Origin of the sequence: Streptomyces sp. NPDC006798, assembly GCF_040635975.1 — a bacterium.
Lineage (GTDB): Bacteria > Actinomycetota > Actinomycetes > Streptomycetales > Streptomycetaceae > Streptomyces.
In genome coordinates, this window is record NZ_JBEYIS010000013.1 from 126,425 (window position 1) to 149,627 (window position 23,203).

Annotated in this window: 15 protein-coding genes and 1 pseudogene; 5 read left to right on the forward strand and 11 right to left on the reverse strand. The window is 73.3% G+C overall.

Annotated elements, in window-relative coordinates; genetic code table 11:
• Positions 1 to 133: 133 nt before the first annotated feature.
• From ABZ714_RS11705 to ABZ714_RS11715, 3 genes are read right to left on the reverse strand one after another with little or no spacing between them, the layout of a single operon-like run.
• Positions 134 to 937 (reverse strand): sugar phosphate isomerase/epimerase family protein, encoded by an 804-nt coding sequence (locus tag ABZ714_RS11705; protein ID WP_358825048.1) that lies wholly within the window; start codon positions 935 to 937, stop codon positions 134 to 136.
• 47 nt (positions 938 to 984) lie between these two features.
• Complete coding sequence (locus ABZ714_RS11710) at positions 985 to 2,250, reverse strand: DUF993 family protein (RefSeq protein ID WP_358825005.1); 1,266 nt, start codon at positions 2,248 to 2,250, stop codon at positions 985 to 987.
• Positions 2,247 to 3,398 (reverse strand): Gfo/Idh/MocA family oxidoreductase, encoded by a 1,152-nt coding sequence (locus ABZ714_RS11715; protein WP_358825006.1) that lies wholly within the window; start codon positions 3,396 to 3,398, stop codon positions 2,247 to 2,249. The genes ABZ714_RS11710 and ABZ714_RS11715 overlap by 4 nt, the downstream gene beginning before the upstream one ends.
• Positions 3,399 to 3,669: 271 nt before the next feature.
• Here ABZ714_RS11715 and ABZ714_RS11720 point away from each other — a divergent pair, with 271 nt between their 5' ends.
• Complete coding sequence (locus ABZ714_RS11720) at positions 3,670 to 4,728, forward strand: LacI family DNA-binding transcriptional regulator (protein ID WP_358825007.1); 1,059 nt, start codon at positions 3,670 to 3,672, stop codon at positions 4,726 to 4,728.
• A 100-nt stretch (positions 4,729 to 4,828) separates the two neighbouring features.
• On the opposite strand, the gene ABZ714_RS11725 is transcribed toward ABZ714_RS11720, so the two are convergent.
• Positions 4,829 to 5,731: a maleylpyruvate isomerase family mycothiol-dependent enzyme gene (locus ABZ714_RS11725; protein ID WP_358825008.1), complete on the reverse strand. Its 903-nt coding sequence runs from the start codon at positions 5,729 to 5,731 to the stop codon at positions 4,829 to 4,831.
• Between the two features lie 236 nt (positions 5,732 to 5,967).
• Between ABZ714_RS11725 and ABZ714_RS11730 the strand changes: the two genes are divergently transcribed.
• Together ABZ714_RS11730 and ABZ714_RS11735 are read left to right on the forward strand one after the other, a co-directional pair.
• Positions 5,968 to 6,912 (forward strand): helix-turn-helix domain-containing GNAT family N-acetyltransferase, encoded by a 945-nt coding sequence (locus tag ABZ714_RS11730; RefSeq protein ID WP_358825009.1) that lies wholly within the window; start codon positions 5,968 to 5,970, stop codon positions 6,910 to 6,912.
• A gap of 155 nt (positions 6,913 to 7,067) precedes the next feature.
• Positions 7,068 to 8,063, forward strand: a complete 996-nt coding sequence (locus tag ABZ714_RS11735) for a TIM barrel protein (RefSeq protein WP_358825010.1) — start codon at positions 7,068 to 7,070, stop codon at positions 8,061 to 8,063.
• Here ABZ714_RS11735 and ABZ714_RS11740 read toward each other — a convergent pair.
• Positions 8,053 to 8,778 (reverse strand): annotated as a pseudogene (locus ABZ714_RS11740) (EamA family transporter); the annotation flags it as partial. The gene ABZ714_RS11735 and the pseudogene ABZ714_RS11740 overlap by 11 nt on opposite strands.
• A gap of 17 nt (positions 8,779 to 8,795) precedes the next feature.
• Here ABZ714_RS11740 and ABZ714_RS11745 point away from each other — a divergent pair.
• Both ABZ714_RS11745 and ABZ714_RS11750 read left to right on the forward strand, forming a co-directional pair.
• Positions 8,796 to 9,734 carry a LysR substrate-binding domain-containing protein gene (locus ABZ714_RS11745; RefSeq protein WP_358825011.1) on the forward strand — a complete coding sequence of 313 codons (939 nt, stop codon included), beginning with the start codon at positions 8,796 to 8,798 and terminating at the stop codon, positions 9,732 to 9,734.
• Between the two features lie 328 nt (positions 9,735 to 10,062).
• Entirely contained in the window at positions 10,063 to 11,931 is a 1,869-nt protein-coding gene (locus ABZ714_RS11750) for a glycoside hydrolase family 3 protein (RefSeq protein ID WP_358825012.1), read from the forward strand.
• A 137-nt stretch (positions 11,932 to 12,068) separates the two neighbouring features.
• Here ABZ714_RS11750 and ABZ714_RS11755 read toward each other — a convergent pair whose 3' ends face one another.
• The 6 genes from ABZ714_RS11755 to speB all read right to left on the reverse strand — a co-directional run bounded on the left by ABZ714_RS11755 (position 12,069) and on the right by speB (position 22,907).
• Positions 12,069 to 13,523 carry a S28 family serine protease gene (locus ABZ714_RS11755; RefSeq protein ID WP_358825013.1) on the reverse strand — a complete coding sequence of 485 codons (1,455 nt, stop codon included), beginning with the start codon at positions 13,521 to 13,523 and terminating at the stop codon, positions 12,069 to 12,071.
• A gap of 196 nt (positions 13,524 to 13,719) precedes the next feature.
• Positions 13,720 to 14,265 carry a hypothetical protein gene (locus ABZ714_RS11760; RefSeq protein WP_358825014.1) on the reverse strand — a complete coding sequence of 182 codons (546 nt, stop codon included), beginning with the start codon at positions 14,263 to 14,265 and terminating at the stop codon, positions 13,720 to 13,722.
• A gap of 320 nt (positions 14,266 to 14,585) precedes the next feature.
• Positions 14,586 to 18,485, reverse strand: a complete 3,900-nt coding sequence (locus tag ABZ714_RS11765) for an ABC transporter ATP-binding protein (RefSeq protein WP_358825049.1) — start codon at positions 18,483 to 18,485, stop codon at positions 14,586 to 14,588.
• 315 nt (positions 18,486 to 18,800) lie between these two features.
• Positions 18,801 to 19,730, reverse strand: coding sequence for a serine hydrolase (locus tag ABZ714_RS11770; RefSeq protein ID WP_358825015.1), 930 nt, complete (start codon positions 19,728 to 19,730; stop codon positions 18,801 to 18,803).
• A gap of 460 nt (positions 19,731 to 20,190) precedes the next feature.
• Entirely contained in the window at positions 20,191 to 21,879 is a 1,689-nt protein-coding gene (locus ABZ714_RS11775) for a thiamine pyrophosphate-binding protein (protein WP_358825016.1), read from the reverse strand.
• On the reverse strand, positions 21,876 to 22,907 hold the full coding sequence (speB, locus tag ABZ714_RS11780; protein WP_358825017.1) for an agmatinase: 1,032 nt from the start codon (positions 22,905 to 22,907) through the stop codon (positions 21,876 to 21,878). The genes ABZ714_RS11775 and speB overlap by 4 nt, the downstream gene beginning before the upstream one ends.
• Between the last annotated feature and the right edge of the window lie 296 nt (positions 22,908 to 23,203).

The window sequence follows — 23,203 nt, forward strand, 5'->3', positions numbered from 1 at the left end:
ACAACCGGGACGGTACGGCCGCCGCACACCGACCGGGCCGCGCCGCCGTCGCCGGGTGACGGCGATGGACGCGGGCCACGGGCGACGGCGGTGGACGCGGAGGCCCGCACCGGCCCGCGTCCGGCGGAACCGGTCACTCCCCCGCGACGTGTTCGGCGTAGCGGGCGGCCGTGTCGGCGAGTACCTCCGCGCCGTCCCCGGTCCACAGCTCCTCGTTGAAGATCTCCACCTCGACGGGCCCCCGGTAGCCCGCCGCGTCGACCCGGCGCCGCCAGCCCCGCAGATCGACGCAGCCGTCGCCGAGCTGGGCCCGCCCGTTGAGCGCCCCGGCGGGCAGTGGTGTGGTCCAGTCGGCGAGTTGGAAGGCGTGGATCCGGCCCTCGGCGCCCGCGCGCGCCACCTGGGCGGGGGCGTCCTCGTCCCACCAGACGTGGTACGTGTCCACGACGACCCCGACCCGGGCGGGCGGGAAGCGCCCGGCGATCCGGAGCGCCTGGGCGAGGGTGGAGACCACGCAGCGGTCGGCGGCGTACATGGGGTGCAGTGGTTCGATCGCGAGCCGTACCCCCGCGTCCCCGGCGTACGGGACGAGACCGGCCAGGGCGTCGGCGACCCGCTCCCGGGCGCCCGGCAGGTCCCGGTCGCCCGTCGGCAGTCCGCCGGAGACCAGGACCAGGGTGTCGGTGCCCAGAGCCGCGGCCTGGTCGACGGCGGCCCGGTTGTCGTCGACGGCGCGGGCCCGTGCGGCGGGGTCGGCCGAGGTGAGGAAGCCGCCCCGGCACAGGCTCGTCACCCTCAGTCCGCTGTCCCGCATCAGCCGGGCCGCGGCGGCGGTGCCGTACGCCGTCACCGGTTCGCGCCAGAGTCCGGCGCCGGGGATGCCGAGCCGGGCGCAGCCGTCGGCCAGTTCGGGCAGGGAGAGCTGCCGTACGGTCATCTGGTTGACGCTGAGCCGGCCGAGGCCGCCGGGGGCCGGGAACGCGGTCACCCGGGCTCCTCTCCGGTGAGCAGGGACGCCATCCTGGCGGCGGCGCGTTCGGGGTCGGGGAGGAGGCCGAGCCGGTCGGCGAGCCGGTGCGCGCGGGCCAGATGGTCCGGCGGCCGGGCGGTGTGGAGGCCGCCGAGCATGGTGAAGCGGGGCTGGTGTCCGGCGAGCCAGGCCAGCAGCACCACCCCCGTCTTGTAGTACCGGGTGGGGGGTTCGAAGAGGTGCCGGGCGAGGTCGAGGGTCGGGTCGAGTACGGCTCTGAAGGCCCCCGTACCGGCCGTGTCGAGGGCGTGCAGGGCGCGGGCCGCCAGGGGTGCCAACGGGTTGAGGACACCGAGCAGGGCGTCGCTGTGGCCGTGTTCGTCGCCCGCGATCAGCTCGGGGTAGTGGTGGTCGTCGCCGGTGTAGCACCGTACGCCCGGCGGGAGTCGGCGGCGGAAGGCGATCTCCCGGGGCGGGTCGAGGAGGGAGATCTTGACGCCGTCGACCTTGCGGGGGTGGGCGCGGACGACGGCGAGCAGGGTCTCGGCGGCCCGGTCGGGGTCGTCGTCGCCCCAGTAGCCGCGGAGGGCGGGGTCGAAGGCGGGGCCGAGCCAGTGCAGGATCACCGGGCGCTCCGACTGCCGCAGGAGTTCGCCGTAGACCTCCTGATAGTCCTCCGGGGACCGCGCGGTGGCCGCGAGGGCCCGGGAGGCCAGCAGGACGGCCCGGGCGCCGCAGCCCTCGACATGGGCGAGCTGTTCCTCGTACGCCCGGCCGATCGCGGGCAGTCCGGCCGGTCCCGTCAGCTGGTCCGTACCGGCGCCGCAGACGAGGGCGCCGCCGGTGGTCGCGGCCTCGGCGGCCGAGCGGCGGATCAGTTCGGCAGCGGCGGGCCAGTCGAGTCCCGCGCCGCGCTGGGCGGTGTCCATGGCCTCGGCGACTCCGAGTCCGCGGGACCAGAGATGGTGGCGGAAGGCGAGGGTGGCGTCCCAGTCGACGGCGGCCGGGCCGACCGGGCCGAACTGTTCCGCGGCTCCTACGGTCCCGGTTACGGAGGCCGCTCCTATAGGTGCCGTGTTTGCTGTGTTCGCCGCGGTTCCTCGGGCCGGGGCGGCGACGACATGCGCGGCGGCGAAGAACCGCCGGGAGGGGGCGGGCCGGGCGGTGGAGGGCGGCCCGGGCCGGGGGCCCGCGGGCCTCGGAGGCCGGGAGCCCGCGGGTTCCCAGCGCCGGGGGCCGTCCGCTGAACCCGGGCGGGAGCCGGGCGGGGGCGCGGTCACAGGGCCAGCTCCGGGACCTCGATCCGGCGGCCCTCGGCGGACGACCGGAGCCCCAGTTCGGCGAGTTGCACCCCGCGAGCCCCCGCCACCAGGTCGCTCTCGTACGGCTCCCCCAGGGCGACATGGCGCAGAAACAGCTCCCACTGCGCCTTGAAGGCGTTCTCGAAGGGCTGGTTGTCGGGGACCTCCTGCCAGTGGTCGCGATAGGAGTCGGTGGTGGGCTGATCGGGGTTCCAGACGGGACGCGGGGTGGTGGACCGGTGCTGGATCCGGCAGCGGCGGGGCCCGGCCACGGCGGAACCGAGGACTCCGTCCACCTGGAACTCGACGAGTTCGTCCCGCATCACCCGGACCGCCCAGGAGGAGTTGATCTGTGCCACGATCCCGCCGTCGAGCCGGAAGACGGCGTAGACGGCATCGTCGGCGGTCGCCTCGTACGGCTTGCCCCGCTCGTCCCAGCGGTTGGGGATATGGGTGCTGACCTGCGCCATCACACTGGTGACCCGGCCGAAGAGCCGTTCGAGCACATAGGCCCAGTGGGGGAACATGTCGATGGTGATGCCGCCGCCGTCCTCGGCCCGGTAGTTCCACGACGGCCGCTGGGCCGGTTGCCAGTCGCCTTCGAAGACCCAGTAGCCGAACTCGGCGCGCACGGAGAGGATCTCGCCGAAGAAGCCCCCGTCGATCAGGCGTCTCAGCTTCAGCAGCCCCGGCAGGAAGAGCTTGTCCTGGACGACACCGTGGCGGATCCCGGCCGACCGGGCCAGCCGGGCCACCTCCAGGGCGTCGGCGAGACCGGTCGCCGTCGGCTTCTCCGTATAGACGTGTTTGCCCGCGGCGATCGCCCGGATCAGCGCTTCGGGGCGGGCGGCGGTGATCTGGGCGTCGAAGTAGACGTCGACGGTGCCGTCGGAGAGTACGGAGTCGAGGTCGGTGTCCCAGTGGCGCAGTCCGTGGCGCTCGGCGATGGCGCGGAGCGCCGGTTCGCGGCGGCCGACGAGTACGGGTTCGGGCCGCAGGGTCCGGCCGTCGCCGAGATCGAGGCCGCCCTGGTCCCGCAGGGCGAGCAGGGACCGGACGAGATGCTGGCGGTAACCCATGCGCCCGGTGACGCCGTTGAGGGCGATCCGTACGGTTTCGCTGTCCATGGCGCTGCCTCCGGGCTCGTCGGTTCGCCGGGCGGTGGTGTCCACGGCGGTGCTGCCTCGGGCCCGCCGACGCGTCCGGCCGTGGTCCGAGCGGTGCCGCGGCCCGCTCGGCGCTTGCGTACCGGACGGGACGAACCGGCCGCGTGCGGCTGGATTCCAGCAGGTCGAAATGGTGCGCGGAGGTCGGCAAGCGCTTTCTTCGCGGGAGGACGCTAGCCTGCCGACAGCGGCCCGGACAAGGGTCACGGCCCGTATCCCGCGGAGGGAACCGATGACAATCACTCTGGCGGATGTCGCCGCACGGGCCCGGGTGTCCCCGGCGACCGTGTCCCGGGTGCTCAACGGCAACTATCCGGTCGCCGCCTCCACCCGGGAGCGGGTGCTGCGGGCGGTCGACGAACTGGACTACGTCCTGAACGGACCGGCCAGTTCACTCGCCGCGGCCACCTCCGACCTGGTCGGCATCATGGTCAACGACATAGCGGACCCCTTCTTCGCGATCATGGCGGGGGCCGTCCAGGGCGAGATCGGCGGCAAGGGCTCGGGGCGCGGCGGCGGCGAGAAGCTGGCCGTGGTCTGCAATACCGGCGGATCGCCGGAGCGTGAACTCACCTATCTCACCCTGCTCCAGCGGCAGCGGGCGGCGGCCGTAGTGCTGACCGGAGGCGCGCTGGAGGATCCCGGGCACATGGCCGCGATGTCGGCGAAGCTGGCCCGGCTGGCCGACGCGGGGACCCGGATCGTGCTCTGCGGCCGGCCCCCGGTGCCGGGGACCAATGCCGTACTCGCGGCTCTCGTCTTCGACAACTTCGGCGGCGGACGGCGATTGACGGAACATCTTTTGTCCCTCGGACACCGCAGGATCGGCTACGTCGCCGGGCCCGCGGAACGTACGACGACCCGGGCCCGGCTGGAGGGCCACCGGGCGGCTCTGCGCGCGGCCGGGATCGGCGCGGACCAGGAGCGGCTGACCCTGAACGGGCCGTACGCCCGCCGGTCGGGGTACGACGCGACGCTGGAACTGCTGCGGCGCGAACCCGGTCTGACCGCCGTGGTCGCGGCCAATGACACGGTGGCGCTGGGGGCCTGCGCGGCCCTGCGGGACCAGGGGCTGCGGATTCCGGAGGACGTCTCCGTCGCGGGATTCGACGATCTGCCGTTCTCGGTGGACGTGGTTCCGGCGCTGACGACGGTACGGCTGCCGCTGTTCGAGGCGGGCGCGCGGGCGGGGCGGCTGGCGATGGGGGCGGAGGAGGCCCCGCCGGGGGGTATCGCGGCCATCGAGGCGGAGTTGCTGGCCCGCTCGTCGACGGCGCCGCCCCGGGGGTGAACCGGCCCGGCGGGGACGTACCGGCTCTTCGGGACGGCCCGCGCTCGGCGACGGACCGGTGGACAACAGACCGGCGGACGACGGATCAGTGGACGACTGATCAGTGGACGACGGAGACGATCCGGCAGGCGGCGACGGCCAGCCGGTGGTCGCCCTCGACCCCGGCCAGGGGCAGGGCCTCGGCCGGTTCGATCCCCCGGGTGCACAGCAGCCAGGCGGTCTCGGTGTCGAACCGTACGGTCGCCTCGGCCGGGCCGGGTTCCGGGTGTGCGAGGGACCAGTGGTGTCCGGGGGCGGCCGAGGCGGTTTCGGTGGGGGTCCCGGTGGCGGGGACTCTGGTGGCGGTCCAGGTTCCGGCGCCCGGACCGGTCACGACGACCCGGATCCGGGTTCCGCCGGAGGCGTCGACATCGCGGAGGGTGTGCGGCAGGGCTCTCATGAAGGTGTCGACGACCAGTGAGGCCGCCACCGGATCGGGGTCGGTGCCGTCACCGGTGGCGCGGCGGATCTGCTGACGGTGGGTCCAGAACTCGGTGAACTCCCGGGCGCAGTCCAGCCACATGGGCGCCGGGTCGGCCCCGGCCCAGGACACGCCGAGCGAGGGGGCGCCGGGGTCGGCCGTCGCGAAGAAGCGGGTGACCTGGGCACCGATCAGCTCCAGGGTGTCGACGAGTGCCGCGGGGCTGATCCGGGCGCAGGCGTCGACCCACTCCTGGTTGGCGCGGTGGAGAAAGGTCTCCAGGGTCTCGCCCGGCGCGAAGGACGGGCCCTCGCGATGGGCGTCCCGGTCGCGTCCGAGCCTGCCGTAGTAGTCGCCGAGGAGATGGGCCGCGAGATCGCGCACGGTCCAGCCGGGAACGGCCTCGCGCCGCCAGTCGGCCGGTGCCAGCGACCGGAGGCCGGCCAGCAGCGCCGTGTGCTCACGGGCGAAGTGGGGGCGGGCGTCGACGGGGGCTCCGAGCCGGGTGTGGTCGGTGGCCGGGCGGTCGCGATGGGGTCCCATACGGCCCCAGGGTGGCAGGCGGCGGCGCGCCGGGCCACGGAATTCCTCGCGCCGCGACGGGCCGCGGGCCCGGGCGGTAGCGGTCGGCGACGGGGGCGCGGGTGGTGGCCGTCGTGGCGGCGGCGCGGGGTACGGACGCCTGCGGATCTTTCCCGGAAAGCGGGTTTGCGGTCCCACGAGGCGGGAAAACCATTGACTGAGTCAAGGAAACTCGGGGGAACGGGGAGGTGGTGGACGTGGTGATCCAGGAGGTTCGCGCGTTCAACCGGTTCTATACGAATCTCATCGGCGCGCTGGACTACAGCAAGCATCTGTACACGCCGTACACGCTCACGGAGTCGCGCGTGCTGTACGAGCTGGCGCACAGCCCGCGGACGGACGCGGCCGACCTGCGGGTCGAGCTGTCGCTGGACGCGGGGTATCTCAGCAGGCTGCTGGGGAAGTTCGAGCGGGACGGGCTGGTGGAGCGGGCCAGGTCGCAGGAGGACACCCGGCGGCAGCGGATCACGCTCACGGGGCGGGGCCGGGAGGCGGCGACCCTGCTCGACGAGCGGTCCCGGGAGGCGGTGGGGGTGCTGGTGTCCCGGGTGCCGGCCGAGGAGCGCGAGCGGCTGGTGGCGGCGTTGCGGACGGTCCGGGAGGCGCTGGCGCCGGGCCGGGCCGCCGGGGCGGAGGGCCCGGTGCTGCGCGAGCCCGCGCCCGGGGAGCTGGGCTGGACGGTGGCCCGGCACGGCGCGCTGTACGCGGCGGAGTACGGGTGGAACACGGAGTTCGAGGGCCATGTCGCGCGGATCGTGGGCGACTTCGCCCGGGACCGCGATCCGGAGCGGGAGCGGATGTGGATCGCGGAGCTGGACGGCCGGCCGGTGGGTTCGGTGATGTGCGTCCGGGACGAGGCGGAGGAGGGGACGGCGCGGCTGCGGCTGCTGCTGGTGGAGCCGGAGGCCCGGGGCCACGGGATCGGTGAGCGGCTGGTGCGCTCGGTGGTGGAGTTCGCCCGGGAGCGGGGTTACCGGGATCTGGTGCTGTGGACCAATGATGTGCTCGGCGGGGCCCGCCGGATATATCAGCGGGCCGGTTTCACCCTGGTCGCGGAGGAGTCGCACCATTCGTACGGGGTGGATCTGGTCGGCCAGGACTGGCGGCTCGGTCTGGGCGGGCGGGAGGCGGTGCCCGGATGAACCGGACGACGGGCCGGGGTGGTGGTACGGGCCGGGGCGGTGCGGGTTCGCCCGGCGGGCCGGTGGGGCCGGCGGGTCGGACGAGTCCGGTGGATCCGCGCGGGCCGAGAGGAACGGCATGGGGGTTCGCGTTCTCGACGCTGGGGGTGCCGGGGATGCCCGCCGCTGAAGTGGCCGCGCTCGCCGCCGATACGGGCTATCAGGGGGTCGAGGTCCGGGCGCATCCGGAGGAGCCGGTGCATCCGGGGATCGGGCGGAGCGACCGGGCGGCGGTGGCGCGGGCCTTCGAGCGGGCGGGGGTCGGGGTGCTGGCCGTCTGCGGCTATCCCCGGGTCGCGGCGGCGGGCCCGGACGGGCCGGTCCTGGCGGAGATCGCGGATCTGGTGGAGCTGGCCGGTGATCTGGGGGCGCCGTATGTCCGGGTCTTCCCGGGAGCGGCCGTACGGGACAGCGGAGGCGGCACGCCCGTGCCCGGCGGCGGTGGCGGGGGCGCGGGAGCGGAGCCCGGCGCCAGGGGCGCCCCTGGGGAAGAGAGCGGCCCCGGCGGCCCCGGCGCCGGCGGTGATGCCGTGGCGGCGCGGCGGCTGGCCCTGGCGGCGCGGGAGGCGGCGCCACGGGGGGTGCGGATTCTGCTGGAGACACATGACTCGCATCGCACGGGCGAGTCGGTGGCCCGGGTTCTCGACCGGGCCGGAGCGCCGGACGCCGGGGCCCGGTCCGGCTCCGGCGGCGGGGCCGACAGCGGATCCGGTCCGGGATCCGGCGTGAGACCGGGTCGGGGATCCGGCCTGAGATCCGGACCGGGGTCCGGCCTGAGACCTGCTCCGGAGTCCGGCGGCAGCGGGCCCGGGGCGGTCTGGGACGTACTGCATACCTGGTTGGGCGGGGAGTCGCCGGAGGGGACCTGGCGGGCGCTCGGGCCGTCGGTGGGTTATGTCCAGGTGAAGGATGTGGCGTCGCGGGAGGACCTGGCGCCGCTGGCGCTGGGCGAGGGGGTGCTGCCGCTGGCGGACGTGCTGGCCCGGGCCAGCGGGCGGACCTGGCTGAGCTGGGAGTACGAGAAGCGCTGGGCGCCGGAGGCGGCGGAGTTGCCGGGGCTGCTGGTGCCGGGGCGGGAGTATCTGGAGCGGCTGATCGGGAGAGGGATGTGACGGCGATACCGCCGACGAGGAGGGCGGCGGAGAGCCAGCCGAGAGGGGTGATCCGTTCGCCGAGGAGCAGTGCGGCCGACGACATGCCGAAGAAGGGCACCAGCAGGGAGAAGGGGGCGACGGAGGAGGCGGGGTAGCGGCGCAGCAGATATCCCCAGGCGCCGAAGCCGAAGACGGTGGCGCCCCAGGCGAGGTAGAGGACGGTTTCGGCTCCGCTCAGGTCGAGGCCGCGCAGGGCACCCCCGATCGCCCCGGGGCCCTCGAAGAGGAAGGAGAGCGCGAGCAGGGGCAGTACGGGGACGACGGAGACCCAGATCATGAAGTTGAGGGCGTCCGGCGGGGCGGCCCTGCGGGTCAGCACATTGGACACGCCCCAGCAGAGGGCGGCGGCGAGGACCAGGGTGAAGCCGGTGAACGGGGCGGAGGCACCCCGGTCGACCGCGGCGACGGCGATCCCGCCGAGGGCGACGGCCATTCCGGCGATCCTGGTCCGGCCCGGGCGCTCGTGGAGGAAGGCGGCGGCGATCAGGGCGGTGAAGACGGCCTGGATCTGGAGGACGAGGGAGGAGAGCCCGGCGGGCATCCCGTGGTCCATGCCGATGAAGAGCAGACCGAACTTGGCCACGCCGAGGGCGAGCCCGACGCCGGCGATCCACTTCCAGGCGACCTCGGGGCGGCCCACGAGGAAGACGGCGGGTACGGCTACCGGCACCACCGGAAGGAAGGCCGCGGATGCTCGATCTGGGACGGCTGCGGGCGCTGCACGCGGTCTGGGTGCACGGTTCGGTCGCCGCCGGGGCCACGGCCCTCGGCTATACCCCGTCCGCTGTCTCGCAGCAGATCACCAAGCTGGAGCGGGAGACCCGTACGCCCCTGCTGGAGCGGCGGGGCAGGGGCGTCGCCCTCACCGACGCGGGGGTCCAGCTCGCGACCACGGCCCGGGAGCTGCTGGCGATCGTGGAGCGGGCCGAGACGGTGCTGGAGGAGCGCCGGGGCAAGCCCGCGGGGCGGCTGACGATCGCCGCGTTCGCCTCGGCGGCCCGGGGCCTGCTGCCCGGCACGCTCGCGGCGCTGGAGCGGGCGCATCCGGGTCTGGACGTCCGGATGGCCGAGGTCGATCCGCATCTCTCGGTGGATCTGGTGGCCCGGGGCAGTGTCGATCTCGCGGTCGCCCATGACTGGGACATCGCGCCGCTGCCCGCGCCGGAGGGTGTCGAGCAGGCCGTGATCGGGGACGATCTCTGCGATCTGCTCGTCCCCGACGGGCATCGGCTGGCCGGGCGGACGGGGGTGCGGCGCGAGGAACTGACCGGCGAGCGATGGATCTGCCAGCCGCCGGGGACGGTCTGCCACGACTGGTTGATCCGTACGCTGCGTACGGCGGGGTGCGAGCCCGATCTCGTCCATCAGGCGGAGGAGAACCACACCCAGATCGCGCTGGTGGCCGCCGGTCTCGGGATCGCCGTGATGCCCCGGCTGGGGCGGGGGCCGCTTCCGGCGGGAGTCACGGCGGTACCGCTCGACCCCGTACCGCGACGGCGGCTCTACGCGCTCTGGCGCTCCCGCGCGGCCCGGCGGCCCGCCATCGGCGCGACGGTGACGGCGCTTCAGGAGCGGTTCGCGCCGCATGCCGGGGAGCGGCCGGAAAAGATGGGGCCGGCGGGCCTCTGACGTCCGCTCACGAGCCCGGCCGGGGGCGCCGGGAGGCATCCGCGAGCCCGGGGACGATCTCCACAAAGGAGCCCGGAGAGGACTCCGGCAGGGGCGGGCATTGGTCCGAACCATTAATCAAGAGGTCCACACCACCCCATCCACAAAACCTTCACATCTTTCACAATCTTTCACCAGCGCGCCCGTCGGCACCCCGATGACCATTCATTTTTATACTCGCGGGTCTTATTGCCCTACCTACACATTGGCAGTTAGTTTCAGCTCCGTCCGAGCGATTCTGGACGTTTCCTTCAACTCCCTTGCCAGCAAGGCCGGAAGGAGCACCCCCATGCACGATCCGCACCACCAGCTCTCCCCGCACACCCAGGCCCGGGTCTCCAGGCGTACGCTCCTCGCCGCCACCTCGGTCGCCTCCGCCGTCGTGACCGCGGGCGCCGCGCCGGCGGTCGCCGGGACGGCACAGCACAGACCGGACCGGGACGCCCGGCTCAAGAAGCTCATCGCGCGGATGAGCCTCGAGCAGAAGGTGGGCCAGCTCTTCGTCCACTGGTTCTCCGGGTACGACGCGCACAACCCCGAGCCCGCGCACGCCGCCGACAACCTCCGGCGCAACGGGTACAGCACGCCTGCCGAGATCGTGAAGAACTACCACCTCGGCGGTGTCATCTACTTCGGCTGGTCCAACAACGTCCGCAACCCGCGGCAGTTGGGCGGCCTCTCCAACGACCTGCAGAAGGCGGCGCTCAGCCAGCCGAACTCGGTCCCGCTCGTGGTCTCCATCGACCAGGAGCACGGCGGTATCGTCACCCGGGTCGGCCTGCCCGCCACCCAGCTGCCCGGCGCGATGGCGCTCGGCGCCTCCGGCTCCCGCGGCGACACCCGTACCGCCGCGTTCATCGCCGGTACGGAGCTGGCGGCGATGGGCATCCGGGAGAACTACGCCCCGGTCGCCGACGTCAATGTGAACCCGGCCAACCCGGTCATCGGCATAAGGTCCTTCGGTTCGGACCCGACCGCCGCGGCCCGGCTGGTCGCGGCCCAGGTCGACGGCTACCAGGCGGCGGGCGTCTCCGCCTGCGCCAAGCACTTCCCGGGCCACGGCGACACCGGCCAGGACAGCCACACCGAGCTGCCGGTGATCACCCACACCCGCGCGGAGTGGGAGCGGCTGGACGCGCCGCCGTTCCGGGCGGCCATCAAGGCCGGGATCGACTCGATCATGACGGCGCATCTCCAGGTCGCCGCCCTGGACCCGAGCAACGACCCCGCGACGCTCTCCAAGCCGATCATCACGGGCATCCTCCGTGAGGAGCTGGGCTTCGACGGCGTCATCGTGACGGACGCCCTCAACATGCGGGGCGTACGGACCAAGTACGGCGACGAGCGCATCCCGGTCCTCGCCCTCAAGGCGGGCGTCGACCAGCTGCTCTTCCCGGAGTCGCTGCCGATCGCCTGGAACGCGGTGGTCAAGGCCGTCCGGGACGGCGAGCTGACCGAGGCCCGGATCGAGGAATCGGTCCTGCGGATCCTGCGGCTGAAGGAGAAGCGGGGGATGCTCAACGACCCCGTCGTCTCCCTCTCCCGGCTGGACCGCGTCGTCGGCAACCGGAAGCACCGGGCCGCCGCCGACCGGATCACCGACGACACCACGACCCTGCTGGTCAACCAGCGCGGCGCCCTGCCGCTCAGCAAGCGCCGGCAGAAGAACGTCCTGGTCGTCGGGGTCAACCCGGCCTCGCCCACGGGCACGGACCGGCCCGGGACCACGGTCGCCGCGGAGACGCTGTCCGGGCTCGGGTTCAGCGCCACGGCCATCGGCTTCACCGGGAACGCGGCCCTCACGCCCGCCGCGATCGAGGCCGCCGTCGCGGACGCCCGCGGCCGGGACGCCGTCGTGGTCCACACCTCGAACGTAGGGGCCACCAGCCCGCAGCGCACCCTCGTCGCCGAGCTGGTGAAGACCGGGGTCCCGGTCGTCCATCTCGCGGTCGGCAACCCGTACGACATCGCCCAGCTCTCCGGAGTCGCCGCGTCGGTGGCCTCGTACGGCTGGACCGAGACCGAGGTCCGCTCGGCGGCCCGGGTGATCGCGGGCAAGGTGGACCCGGAGGGCCGCCTGCCGGTGCCGGTGCTGCGCGCGGACAACCCGGCGCAGGAGCTGTACCGCGTCGGCCACGGGCTGTCGTACGACGACTGACGGTCGACGCCCCCCGATAACGACCGACGGCCCGCCGAGCGAATGCTCCGGCGGGCCGTCGCCGTACGTACCTGAGGAATCCTGAGGAATCCTGAGAAGACCTGAGAAGACCTGAGGAATCCTCACGGGTCAGGCGATCAGCGGCGCAGGCCGCGCTCCCGCTTGACGTCCTGCTGGTCGAGGCGGACGTCGAACTTCGTCAGCCGCTTCGCCTTGCCCTCGTCCTGCTGGACGGCGGCCGGGGCGACCCCGGCCCACTTCAGCAGCGACGCCGTCGCCGCCGCGCGCTGCTCGGCGGGCAGTTGGGCGATGTTGGCCCCGTGGTTGCCGCCGGGCACCGTGTAGACATAGCTGTCCCGGGCGCCCTTGCCCAGCCGGAACGGTTCGGCGCTCCACGGGTCGTTCCCGCCGTTGACGAACATCATCTGCCGGGCGTTGTCACGGACCCAGCGGTCGACGTCCTTCATGGCGTTCTTCTTGAACCGCATCGGGATGTCCCGCGGCACGAAGTTCCGCGGCGGCTGGTAGCCGTACCGGCTCAGCCCGTCGAGGTGCGGCTGCTCGACGTCGGGCGAGCCCAGCTCCGTACCGGCCTGGTAGTAGTACGGCGTGTACGGGGTCAGGCCCTGGTCGCTGTAGAACCTGAAGCCCGAGATGTCGTCGATCGAGTTCCACAGCTCCTGGTCGGTCGCGGTCTTCGCGTCCGGGATCACACCGCAGTTGGCGTCCAGGTTGTACTGCCAGTAGCCCCAGGTGTAGTCGAGGACGACGGCCTCGAAGGCCCGGTCGAGCGAGCCGACCGTGTTGAAGGTGAGGTTGTTGGCCGCCGCGAAGTCGGTATAGATCTTCGACAGCGCGTCCCGGCGGACCAGGGCCTCCCGCTGCACGCCGTTCAGCCGGTCGCGGCACTCCTTCGAGCCCACATTGGCGAGGAAGTCGTCGTACGCCGAGTCCTCGTCGTTGCGGACGTCGTTCGGGGCCACATAGGCGACGACGCCGTCCATGTCGCGCGGGTAGAAGCGCTCGTAGTACGTGGCGGTCATGCCGCCCTTGGAGCCGCCGGTGGAGACCCACTTGCGGTCGTAGATCCCCTTCAGCGCCCGGTGGATCCGGTGCTGGTCGCTGGCGGCCTGCCAGATGTCCAGCTTGGACCAGTCTGCGGGCGCGGGCCGGGACGGGGTGAAGAAGCGGTACTCCATGGAGACCTGGTTGCCGTCGACGATGGCCGTCGGCTCACTGCGCCGGGGGGTGGTGCTCAGCCCGTACCCGGAGGTGAAGAAGACGGTGGGACGGCTGGTGTCCTTGTGCAGCAGGGTCAGCCGCTGCTGGAAGGTGCCCTTGCGCGGATTGCGGTGGTCCACCGGCTGGGTGTAGTTGAGGACGAAGAACCGGTACCCGGGGTACGGCTTCTCCTCGATCAGGCTCATGCCGGGTATCGCGAGGATCCGGTCCTTGATGTCCGCGGTCGCCGGTGCCCCGGCGGCTTCGGCGGCCGGCTCGGCGGCGGTGGCCGCTCCGGCCGTCGCGCCGGTCGCGCTCACGGTGCCGATGAGCAGCGCGAGCGGGAGCACTCCCCTGAGCGCCTTACGCATGAACCCTCCCCTGACTTGTCGTGGGTCGCCGTGAACCTAGCGGCGCGAGGGTGTCCGCCGCCAGACCCCAACGGCCATGACCTGCGAAGACTTTGCCCAGGAAGCCGCGAAACGGGATCTTTCACATGACTTTTCGGACTCGACACGAGTTCGGAATCCGGACACCAGGGTTCGGACCCCGGTAAATGACGGTGCCTCAGCAGAGAATCCAGCCGGTTTTGGCACCATGGCCCGAGATGGACCCGGCGGCCCTGACACACCGTCCGGGGGCATGGACCTTCCGGGGTCCGGCCTGCCGGGTGTAGCGGCCCTCGTCCACCACGGGCCGGCCCCCGTACACCTGGATCGAGAGCCTCATCGGCCGGGGCGCGCCCGCCTTCCGGGCGACCGTGACCGCGCAGACGTACCGCCCCTTCTCGAACACCCTCAGCTCTCCGGTGCGGAACGCCATCCGCTTCACCATCCGGCCCGCGCAGGCAGCCGCCGTGGCGCGGACGTCGGACCCGGCGGCGGGCCCGACGGCGGCTGGTACGAGGGCGGCCCGGCCCGGGGCGTTCACCCGGGCGACGGCGTGCTCGGTACCCGGGGCGGCGAGGGTCAGGGTGGTCGCCGCCAGCAGCACGGCGAGACCGTACGTCAGCAGCCGCCGTGCCCTCACCAGGGCCGCGCCGGGGCCCCGCCGCCCGCTCCCCCCGTCCGCCGTGCCGCCCGCGCGTCCGACGGTTCTTCTGAGCTTCAGCACTGCCGTATCCCCTCACCCGTGACGGTGTCCTCGGCCGGTGCGCCCGCCCGACCGTCCGGAACGGCTCGTTCCGCCGCCCGGGCGCCGTCGGTGCGCGGTCCCGTATGTGCCTACGACGTGTCGGGAAGCCGGAACGGTTGTCCGGGCCCTGTCCCGATCCCGTGCCGGCCCCGGGGCAGGGCCGCAGCGGGCGCCGGTACGGGGGGCCGTAACGGGACCGGTACGGGGCCCGGGAGGCCGGGCGAGGCGCGGTACGGAACCGGGGCGCGCCGGAGCCGGGACGGAGCCGCCGCTACGGCCCCGGCCCCCGGCCCGGCCCGTCAGCCGACCGCCAGCGGGGCGCGCTCCCCGCCGCCGTCGCCGTCCCCGCCGTCTCGGCCGTCCCCGTCCGTGGGTTCGCCGATGAAGGTACGCCAGAGGGCGGCGTACCGGCCGTCGCGGGCGAGCAGCTCCTCATGGGTGCCGTCCTCCGCGACCCGGCCGCCCTCCATCACGACCACCCGGTCGGCCCGGGCGGCGGTGGTCAGCCGATGGGCCACGACCAGGGTCGTCCGACGGCCGGTGAGCCGGTCGGTGGCCTGGTTGACCTGGGCTTCGGTGGCCAGGTCGAGCGCGGCCGTCGCCTCGTCCAGCAGCAGGATGTCGGGGTCGACCAGCTCGGCCCTGGCCAGGGCTATCAGCTGGCGCTGTCCGGCGGAGAGATTGCGCCCCCGCTCGGCGACCTCGTGCAGATAGCCGCCGTCGAGGGTGGCGATCATGTCGTGGGCGCCGACCGCGCGGGCCGCCGCCTCCACCTCGGCGTCCTCGGCGCCGGGGCGCCCGTAGGCGATGGCGTCCCGGACGGTCCCGGCGAAGAGATACGCCTCCTGCGGGACGACGCCCAGCCGGTGCCGGTAGGCGGTCGTGTCCAGCTCGCGCAGGTCGACGCCGTCGGCGGTGACCCGGCCGCGCGTCGGATCGTAGAACCGGGCGACCAGCTTGACCAGGGTCGACTTGCCCGCACCGGTCTCGCCGACGAAGGCGACGGTCTGTCCGGCGGGTATCCGCAGATCGATTCCGGTCAGGGCCCGTTCCTTCACCCCCGATGCCGGTGCCGGCGCCGGGTCCGAAGACTCCACCGCCGGTACGGTCCCGTCCGCGCCCGGCTCCCCGGCACCGCCCCCGTCGGCGACGGTGCCGGCGGCGGCAACGACCGGGGCGCCCTCGCCCGTGTAGGCGAAGTCGACGCCCTCGAAGGCGATCTCGCCCCGCAGCTCCCGGACCGGCGCGGGCCGCGCCGCCGGGCTGGTCGACGGCTTCTCCTCCAGCAGTTCCTGGATCCGCCCGAGGGAGACCGCGGCCTGCTGATAGCCGTCGAAGACCTGGGAGAGCTGCTGGACGGGGGCGAAGAACAGATCGATGTAGAGGAGGTACGCCACCAGGGCGCCGGTCGTCAGGGTGCCGGCCTCGATCCGGTTGGCGCCCACGATCAGTACGGCCGCCGCCGCCACCGAGGCCAGCAGCTGGACGAAGGGGAAGTAGACCGAGATCAGCCACTGGCCGCGGATCCTGGCCTGCCGGTAGCCGTCGCTCCCGGCCGCGTAACGCGCCCGGCCCTTCTCCTCGCCGCGGAACGCCTGGACGATCCGCAGCCCGGACACCGACTCCTGGAGGTCGGCGTTGACCCCGCTGACCCGCTCCCGGGCCAGCTCGTACGCCTTCACGCTCTCCCGGCGGAAGAAGTACGTCCCCAGGATCAGCAGCGGCAGGGTGGCGAAGACGACCAGGGCCAGGGAGCCGTCGATGACGACCAGGACCACCAGGACGCCGAAGAAGGTGACGACCGAGACGAAGGCCGTGACCAGACCGGTCTGGAGGAAGGTCGAGAGCGCGTCGACGTCGGTCGTCATCCGCGTCATGATCCGGCCGGTCAGCTCGCGCTCGTAGTAGTCGAGACCGAGCCGCTGGAGCTGGGCGAAGATCCGCAGCCGGACCGAGTAGAGCACCCGTTCACCGGTCCGCCCGGTGGCCCGCGCCTCGCCGACCTGCGCGACCCACTGCACCAGTACGGCGGCGAGCGCGAGCCCCGAGGCCACCCAGACCGCGCCCAGCGCCGCCTGCTCGACTCCCTGGTCGACGCCGTGCCGGATCAGTACGGGCAGCAGCAGGCCCATGCCCGCGTCCACCGCGACCAGCAGCAGGCTGAGCAGCAGCGCCGGGCCGAAGCCGTGCAGCAGCAGCCGCAGCCCGCGCCGCTCGGGGTCGGGCCGGACCGCCCGCTCCTCGTCGACGTCCGGGGTGGCGTCGGCCGGGGGCAGCGCCGCGACCCCGGCGAGCAGCTCGGGGGTGGCGTCCGGGGCGGCCCCGGGGACGACCGTGTCGTCCCGTACCCACAGCCGGGGGGTGATGCCGCGCTCCGGGTCGTAGGCGGAGGCGTTGTCGAGATCGCGGTCGAGTTCGAGGACGCCGTCCCGGCCGGGCTCCTCCGGCGCCCCGTCCAGGGCGGGGGCGTGGCCCGGGGAGACCCCGCCCAGCTCGTCCGGGTCGGTGAGCAGCCGCCGGTAGAGGGCGGAGCTCTCCACGAGTTCGTCGTGGGTGCCGATGGCGGTGAGCCGGCCGCCGTCGAGGACGGCGATCCGGTCGGCGAGGTTGAGGGTGGAGCGGCGGTGGGCGATCAGCAGGGTGGTCCGGCCCGCCATCACCGACCGCAGCGCCTCGTGGATCTCGTGCTCGACCCGGGCGTCGACGGCGGAGGTGGCGTCGTCCAGCAGCAGCAGCCTGGGGTCGGTGAGGATGGCCCGGGCCAGGGCGATCCGCTGGCGCTGGCCGCCGGAGAGGGTCAGGCCGTGCTCGCCGACCCGGGTGTCGTAGCCGTCGGGGAGTTCGGCGACGAAGCCGTCGGCACGGGCGGCCCGGGCGGCGGCCTCGATCTCCTCGTCCGTGGCGTCGGGCTTGCCGTAGGCGATATTGGCCCGGACCGTGTCGGAGAAGAGGAAGCTGTCCTCGGGGACGAGGGCGATCGCGGAGCGCAGGGACGCCAGGGTCAGTTCGCGGACGTCGTGGCCGCCGACGAGTACGGCGCCCCGGTCGACGTCGTAGAAGCGGGGCAGCAGCAGGGAGACCGTGGACTTCCCGCTGCCGGACGCGCCGACGACGGCCACGGTCTCACCGGCGCCGATCTCCAGGGAGAAGCCGTCGAGGACCGGCCGGGCGGCGTCCCCGGTGCCGTAGCCGAAGCCGACGTCGTCGAACTCGACGGTGGCGGGGGCGTCGGCGGGCAGCTCCTTCGTACCGTCCTTCAGGGCGGGCTTCGTGTCGATCAGCTCCAGTACCCGCTCGGCGCCCGCGCGGGCCTGCTGGCCCACGGTGAGCACCACGGCCAGCATCCGGACCGGCCCGACGAGCTGCGCGAGATAGGTGGAGAAGGCGACGAACGTACCGAGGGTGATCTCGCCCCGGGTCGCCAGCCAGCCGCCGACGGCGAGCATCGCGACCTGGCCGAGGGCGGGGATGGCCTGGAGGGCGGGGGTGTAGCGGGAGTTCAGCCGGATCGTCCGCAGCCGGGCGGCGAACAGGTTCCGCCCCGCGTCCCGCAGCTTGGCCGACTCCTGGCCCTCCTGGCCGAAGCCCTTGACGACCCGGACGCCCGACACGGCGCCGTCGACGACACCCGCGACGTCCGCCGCCCGGCTCTGCGCGTACCAGGTCGAGGGGTGGAGTTTGGCCCGGCTGCGCCCGGCGACCCACCACAGGGCGGGGCCGACGGCGAGCGCGATCAGGGTCAGCGGCAGCGACAGCCAGGCCATGATCACCAGGGAGACGAGGAAGAGCAGCCCGTTCCCGATGGTCATCGGGAGCATGAAGAGCAGGCTCTGGATCAGCTGGAGATCGCTGGTGGCCCGGCCGACGACCTGGCCGGTGGAGAGCTCGTCCTGGCGGCGGCCGTCGAGCCGGGTGATCGTGTCGTACATCCCGGTACGGAGGTCGTGCTGGATGTCGAGGGCCAGCTTTCCGCCGTAGTAGCGGCGGACGTACGTCAGGGCGTAGACGATCACGGCGGCGGCGATCAGCAGCCCGGTCCACAGGGCGAGGGAGCCGGAGCCCGAGCCGCCCTCCCCGATGACGTCGTCGATGACGACCTTGGTGATCAGCGGGACCAGGGCCATCACGCCCATCCCGAGCAGGGACGAGGCGAGGGCGAGGACGGTCGTCAGCCGGTACCGCCAGGCGTACGCCCACAGGCGGCGCGCCCAGCCCTCGGGGGCGGCGGGCGTACGTCCCCCCTCGCCGCCGGGCGCCGCGCCCCCGCCCGGCTCCCCCGGTCGTACCTCCGCCGTGTCCTTCGCCCCTCGGGCCGCCGCCACGTGATGCCTCCCCGCCTCGTTCGTCGCCGCCATCGCTGTCGGCGGATCTGGTCAACGCGGCGCGATCCGATTTTCATCCCGTCGCAACAATCCGCGACGCGGAGTGACGATGCGCGACGCCCGGACATGCGTACGCCCGGCGCGCACGGAGGGCGCGCGCCGGGCGTCGGCGGGGTGGGGCAGGTCGCTCGGTCAGCCGGCCTTGATCGAGCTGATCGGGCCCATCTCGGGCGTGGCGGGCACGGACCCCTGCGGCACCCCGGTCGGGACGAAGACGCCCCGCGCCTTCGGCGTGATGTCCTTGTGGATCGCCTTGGCCACGGCCTGGATCGTGTTCACCCCGTCCTGCATGGTCTTGTTGTTCTGGGTGAGTACGACGATCGAGTAGTCGTGGGCCTTGCCGGTGAAGGCGCCGATGCTGTGGACGCGCCAGCCGTACGTCTTCCGGGGCAGCCAGCCGTTCTTCAGCTGGACGGTCGCGGTGGACGGCGCGCCCGCCGGGGTGCCCCAGCGCTGCGACGAGACGACATCGCGCATCAGGCCCAGCGCGTAGGTCCGGGACGCGTCGCTCAGGACCGTGTTCTTCCGCATCAGCCGGGACAGCAGGATCGCCTGATCCCGGGCGGTTATCTGGGTCAGGCCCCAGTAGCCGTTGGCGCCGGGCACGGTCTGCGTCATTCCGGCGGCGGTCAAGAACCGCTGGATCTTCGCCGTGCCGAGCTGCTTCCACAGGGCCGTGGTGGAGTCGTTGTCGGACTTGGTGATCATGGCCTTGGCGAGGGTCTTCTCACGGGTGGTGAGGTTCCGCTTCGCCCGCTCCGCGTCGTGGAGCAGCGCCGCGAGCACCGTCGACTTCACGATGCTGGCGGAGTCGAACTTGGTGGTGCCGCGGAGCTGGCAGGTGGTGTCGGAGATCCGGTCGTACATATAGATCGCGGTCGTCGACTGACGGCCCTTGAGCGCGGCGTTGATGTCCTTCACGAGCTTCGTGGCGAGCCCGGGCTTCTTGGAGACGCAGGTGACCTGCGGTGTGGCGGCGGCGGCCGGAGCGGCCGACAGCAGCGTGGGCACCAATGCGGCGGCGGCGAGCGCCGCGGTCATCGCGGTGCGGCGGCGAGTCATGGAAGGTTCCCATCCCCTGGAGTCGATGCGACGGCCGCACATCCGTTCGGTGCGTCCGTCGCAGGAGATGACTGTCAGGGGAGTGAAAGGTTGTGCGAGGGGGTGCGCAAGGGGGTGAACAGTTACACGCCAGTGACATGCCCTCGCCGGGGGGCCTCGCGGGGCCCCGGGGGCGCGGCGCCCTGCGGCAGCCCGCGCCCCCGGGGCCGGCCACCGGGCCGCGCCCGGCGGGCTGATCTCGTTCGCGGCCTGCGGACCGCCTGTGGCTGGCCTCGCAGTTCCCCGACCCCCTGGGTTGCCCTGCTCGTCGCCCTCGCAGAGAGGCGGGCCCCCTCTTTCAGGGGCGAGGCCGAGGAGAGCATCTAGGGGCGCGGGGAACTGCGCGACAAGCCGCCGACGGCCCGCAGGCCGCCGACAAAGTCAGGTCGCCGGGCGCGATCCGGCAGCCTGGGCCCCAGGCCTACGCCGTCTCGTGCGTCGCCGCGAACATCTTCAGCGTCGCCGGGAGGACGACGACCGAGGGGCCCGGCGCGGCCAGGGATTTCGACAGGTCCGCCGCCAGCGTCTCCGGGGTCGTACGGAGTGCCGGGACGCCGAAGGACTCCGCGAGGGTCACGAAGTCCGGCCGGGCCAGTTCCGTACCCGTCGTCTCGCCGTAGGCGTCCGTCATGTACTCGCGCAGGATGCCGTAGCCGCCGTCGTCGACGATCAGCCAGGTCACCGGCAGGTCGTACTGGCGGGCCGTGGCCAGCTCCGCGATGGAGTACATCGCGCCGCCGTCGCCGGAGACCGCGAGCACCGGCCGGCCGGGGTCGGCGACGGCCGCCCCGAGCGCGGCCGGGTAGGCGTAGCCGAGGCCGCCCGCGCCCTGGGCGGAGTGCATGGTGTTCGGTTTGCGCGCGTCGAACGCCGCCCAGGCCCAGTAGGCGAGGATCGTCATGTCCCAGAAGGCGGGCGAGTCGTCCGGCAGGGCGTCCCGTACGGCCGTCAGCAGCGACTGCTCCAGCGTGCGGTCCTGGGCGGCGATCCGGGTGTGGACCCGGTCGAGCAGGGCCCGGACCCGTTCGGGCGCCTCGGGGTCGGGGCGTTCGGGCGCGGTCTCCAGCAGGGCGGAGAGCGCGATCCTGGCGTCGGCGTGGATGCCGATCCCCGGATGGTTGGACTCCAGTTTCCCCGCGTCGGCCTCGATCTGGATCACCCGGCCGCGCGGCGCGAAGGTGTGGTAGTTCGAAGAGAGTTCGCCGAGGCCGGAGCCGACGACGAGGAGTACGTCGGCGTCCTCCAGGAAGTCCGTGGTGTGCCGGTCCTCGATCCAGGAGCGGAGCGACAGCGGATGCTTCCAGGGGAAGGCGCCCTTGCCGCCGTAGGTGGTGACGACGGGCGCGTTCAGCCGTTCGGCGAGCGCCCGCAGCTTCCCGGTGGCGTCGGAGCGGATCACTCCGCCGCCCGCGATGATCGCCGGGCGTTCGGCACCGGCCAGCAGATGGGCGGCGACGGCGGTCAGCTCGGGGCGCGGAAGGACGTCCTCCGGGGTGGCGTCCACGGCCGTGACGACGGGCAGCACGGTCGGTGCGGTCAGTACGTCCTGCGGGATCTCGACCCAGACCGGTCCGTGCGGCGCGGTCAGCGCCGAGCGCCACGCGTCGGCGATCACGGACGGGATCTGGGAGGCGGTACGGGCGGTGTGCACGGACTTGACGACGTCCCGGAAGGACGCCTGCTGGTCGCGGAGTTCGTGCAGATAGCCGTGACGGCCGCCGCCGAGCCCGGCGGCGGGCACCTGGCTCCCGATCGCCAGTACGGGCGCGGAGGCCGCCGCCGCCTCCTGGAGGGCGGCCAGCGACATCAGCGCCCCGGGCCCGGTGGAGAGCAGCAGCGGGGCGACCTCGCCGGTGATCCGGCCGTACGCGTCGGCGGCGAAGCCCGCGTTGTTCTCGATCCGCAGCCCGATATAGGTGAGGGACGAGCGGCGCAGCGCGTCGAACACGCCGAGGGCGTGCTGTCCGGGCAGTCCGAAGACGGTGGTGGCGCCGAGGCCGTGGAGGGTCTCGACGACGAGGTCGCCGCCGGTGCGGCCGGGCGGCGGGTTGAGCGCGGCCTCGGTCTGCCGGGCCGTCGGCTTCAGTACGACGTCGTGGTCGTGGGTCACCGTCCGGCCCTCCCGGCCGCGATCTGCCGGCTCATGATCGTGGTGAGTTCGTACGCCGTGTGGGAGGCGGCGACCGAGGTGATCTCGGCATGGTCGTACGCGGGCGCCACCTCGACGACATCGGCGGAGACCAGGTTGCAGGAGGCCAGGCCGCGCAGGATCTCCAGCAGCTCGCGGGAGGTCATACCGCCCGCCTCGGGGGTGCCGGTGCCGGGGGCGTGCGCCGGGTCGAGGCAGTCGATGTCGATGGAGATGTAGAGGGGCCGGTCGCCGATCCGCTGCCGGAGCTGGTCGGCGATCTCGTCGGCGCCGCGCCGGTAGACGTCGGCGGAGGTGACGATGCCGAAGCCCAGCTTCTCGTCCTCGGTGAGATCGCCGCGGCCGTACAGCGGGCCGCGGATGCCGACGTGGGAGAGGGCGGAGGTGTCGAGGATGCCCTCTTCGACGGCCCGCCGGAACGGGGTGCCGTGGGTGTATTCGGCGCCGAAGTACGTGTCCCAGGTGTCCAGGTGGGCGTCGAAGTGGAGCAGCGCCACCGGGCCGTGCTTCTTGGCGACGGAGCGCAGCAGCGGCAGGGCGATGGTGTGGTCGCCGCCGAGGGTCATCAGCCGGGCGCCGGTGTCGAGGAGGCCGTCGGCGGCGGCCTCGATGGTCTCCACGGCCTCGTTGATGTTGAACGGGTTGGCGGCGATGTCGCCCGCGTCGGCGACCTGCGCCAGGGCGAAGGGCGAGGCGTCCTGTGCCGGGTTGTACGGGCGCAGCAGCCGGGACGCCTCGCGGATGGCGTTGCCGCCGAACCGGGCGCCGGGCCGGTAGGAGACCCCGGCGTCGAAGGGGACGCCGACGACGGCGACGTCGGTCCGGCCGACCTCGTCGAGGCGGGGCAGCCGGGCGAAGGTCGCGGGGCCCGCGAACCGGGGGACGCGGGAGGAGTCGACGGGCCCGCGCGGCGCGGCGGAGGCGGCGCTGTCCGCCGTACCACCGCTCTCGGTGCCGCCGGTGTCGCCGCTGTTCGGAGCGGTGCTCATACCCTGTTGCCCTCTTCCTGCGTTTCCGCGTCTGCTGCTGACGCCGCCGCTTGTGACGGCCGCGTGGGTTACCGCTTCGGGGATCTCGGTGGAGATCCTCCGGTTCGCCCGCTTTCCACGGTAGCCAGCGGGCGCGGGCGGGCCGACCCGGGGCCGCCGCTCGGGGCCGTAGACCCTGGTCCCGTGGCACCCGGACCCGGACCCGAGCCCCGGCCCGGACCCGGGGACCGTACCCCGGCCGGTGCCGCCCCCCGTACCGTGGCCCGGCGGATCAGGAGCGATATCACACCCCGGCC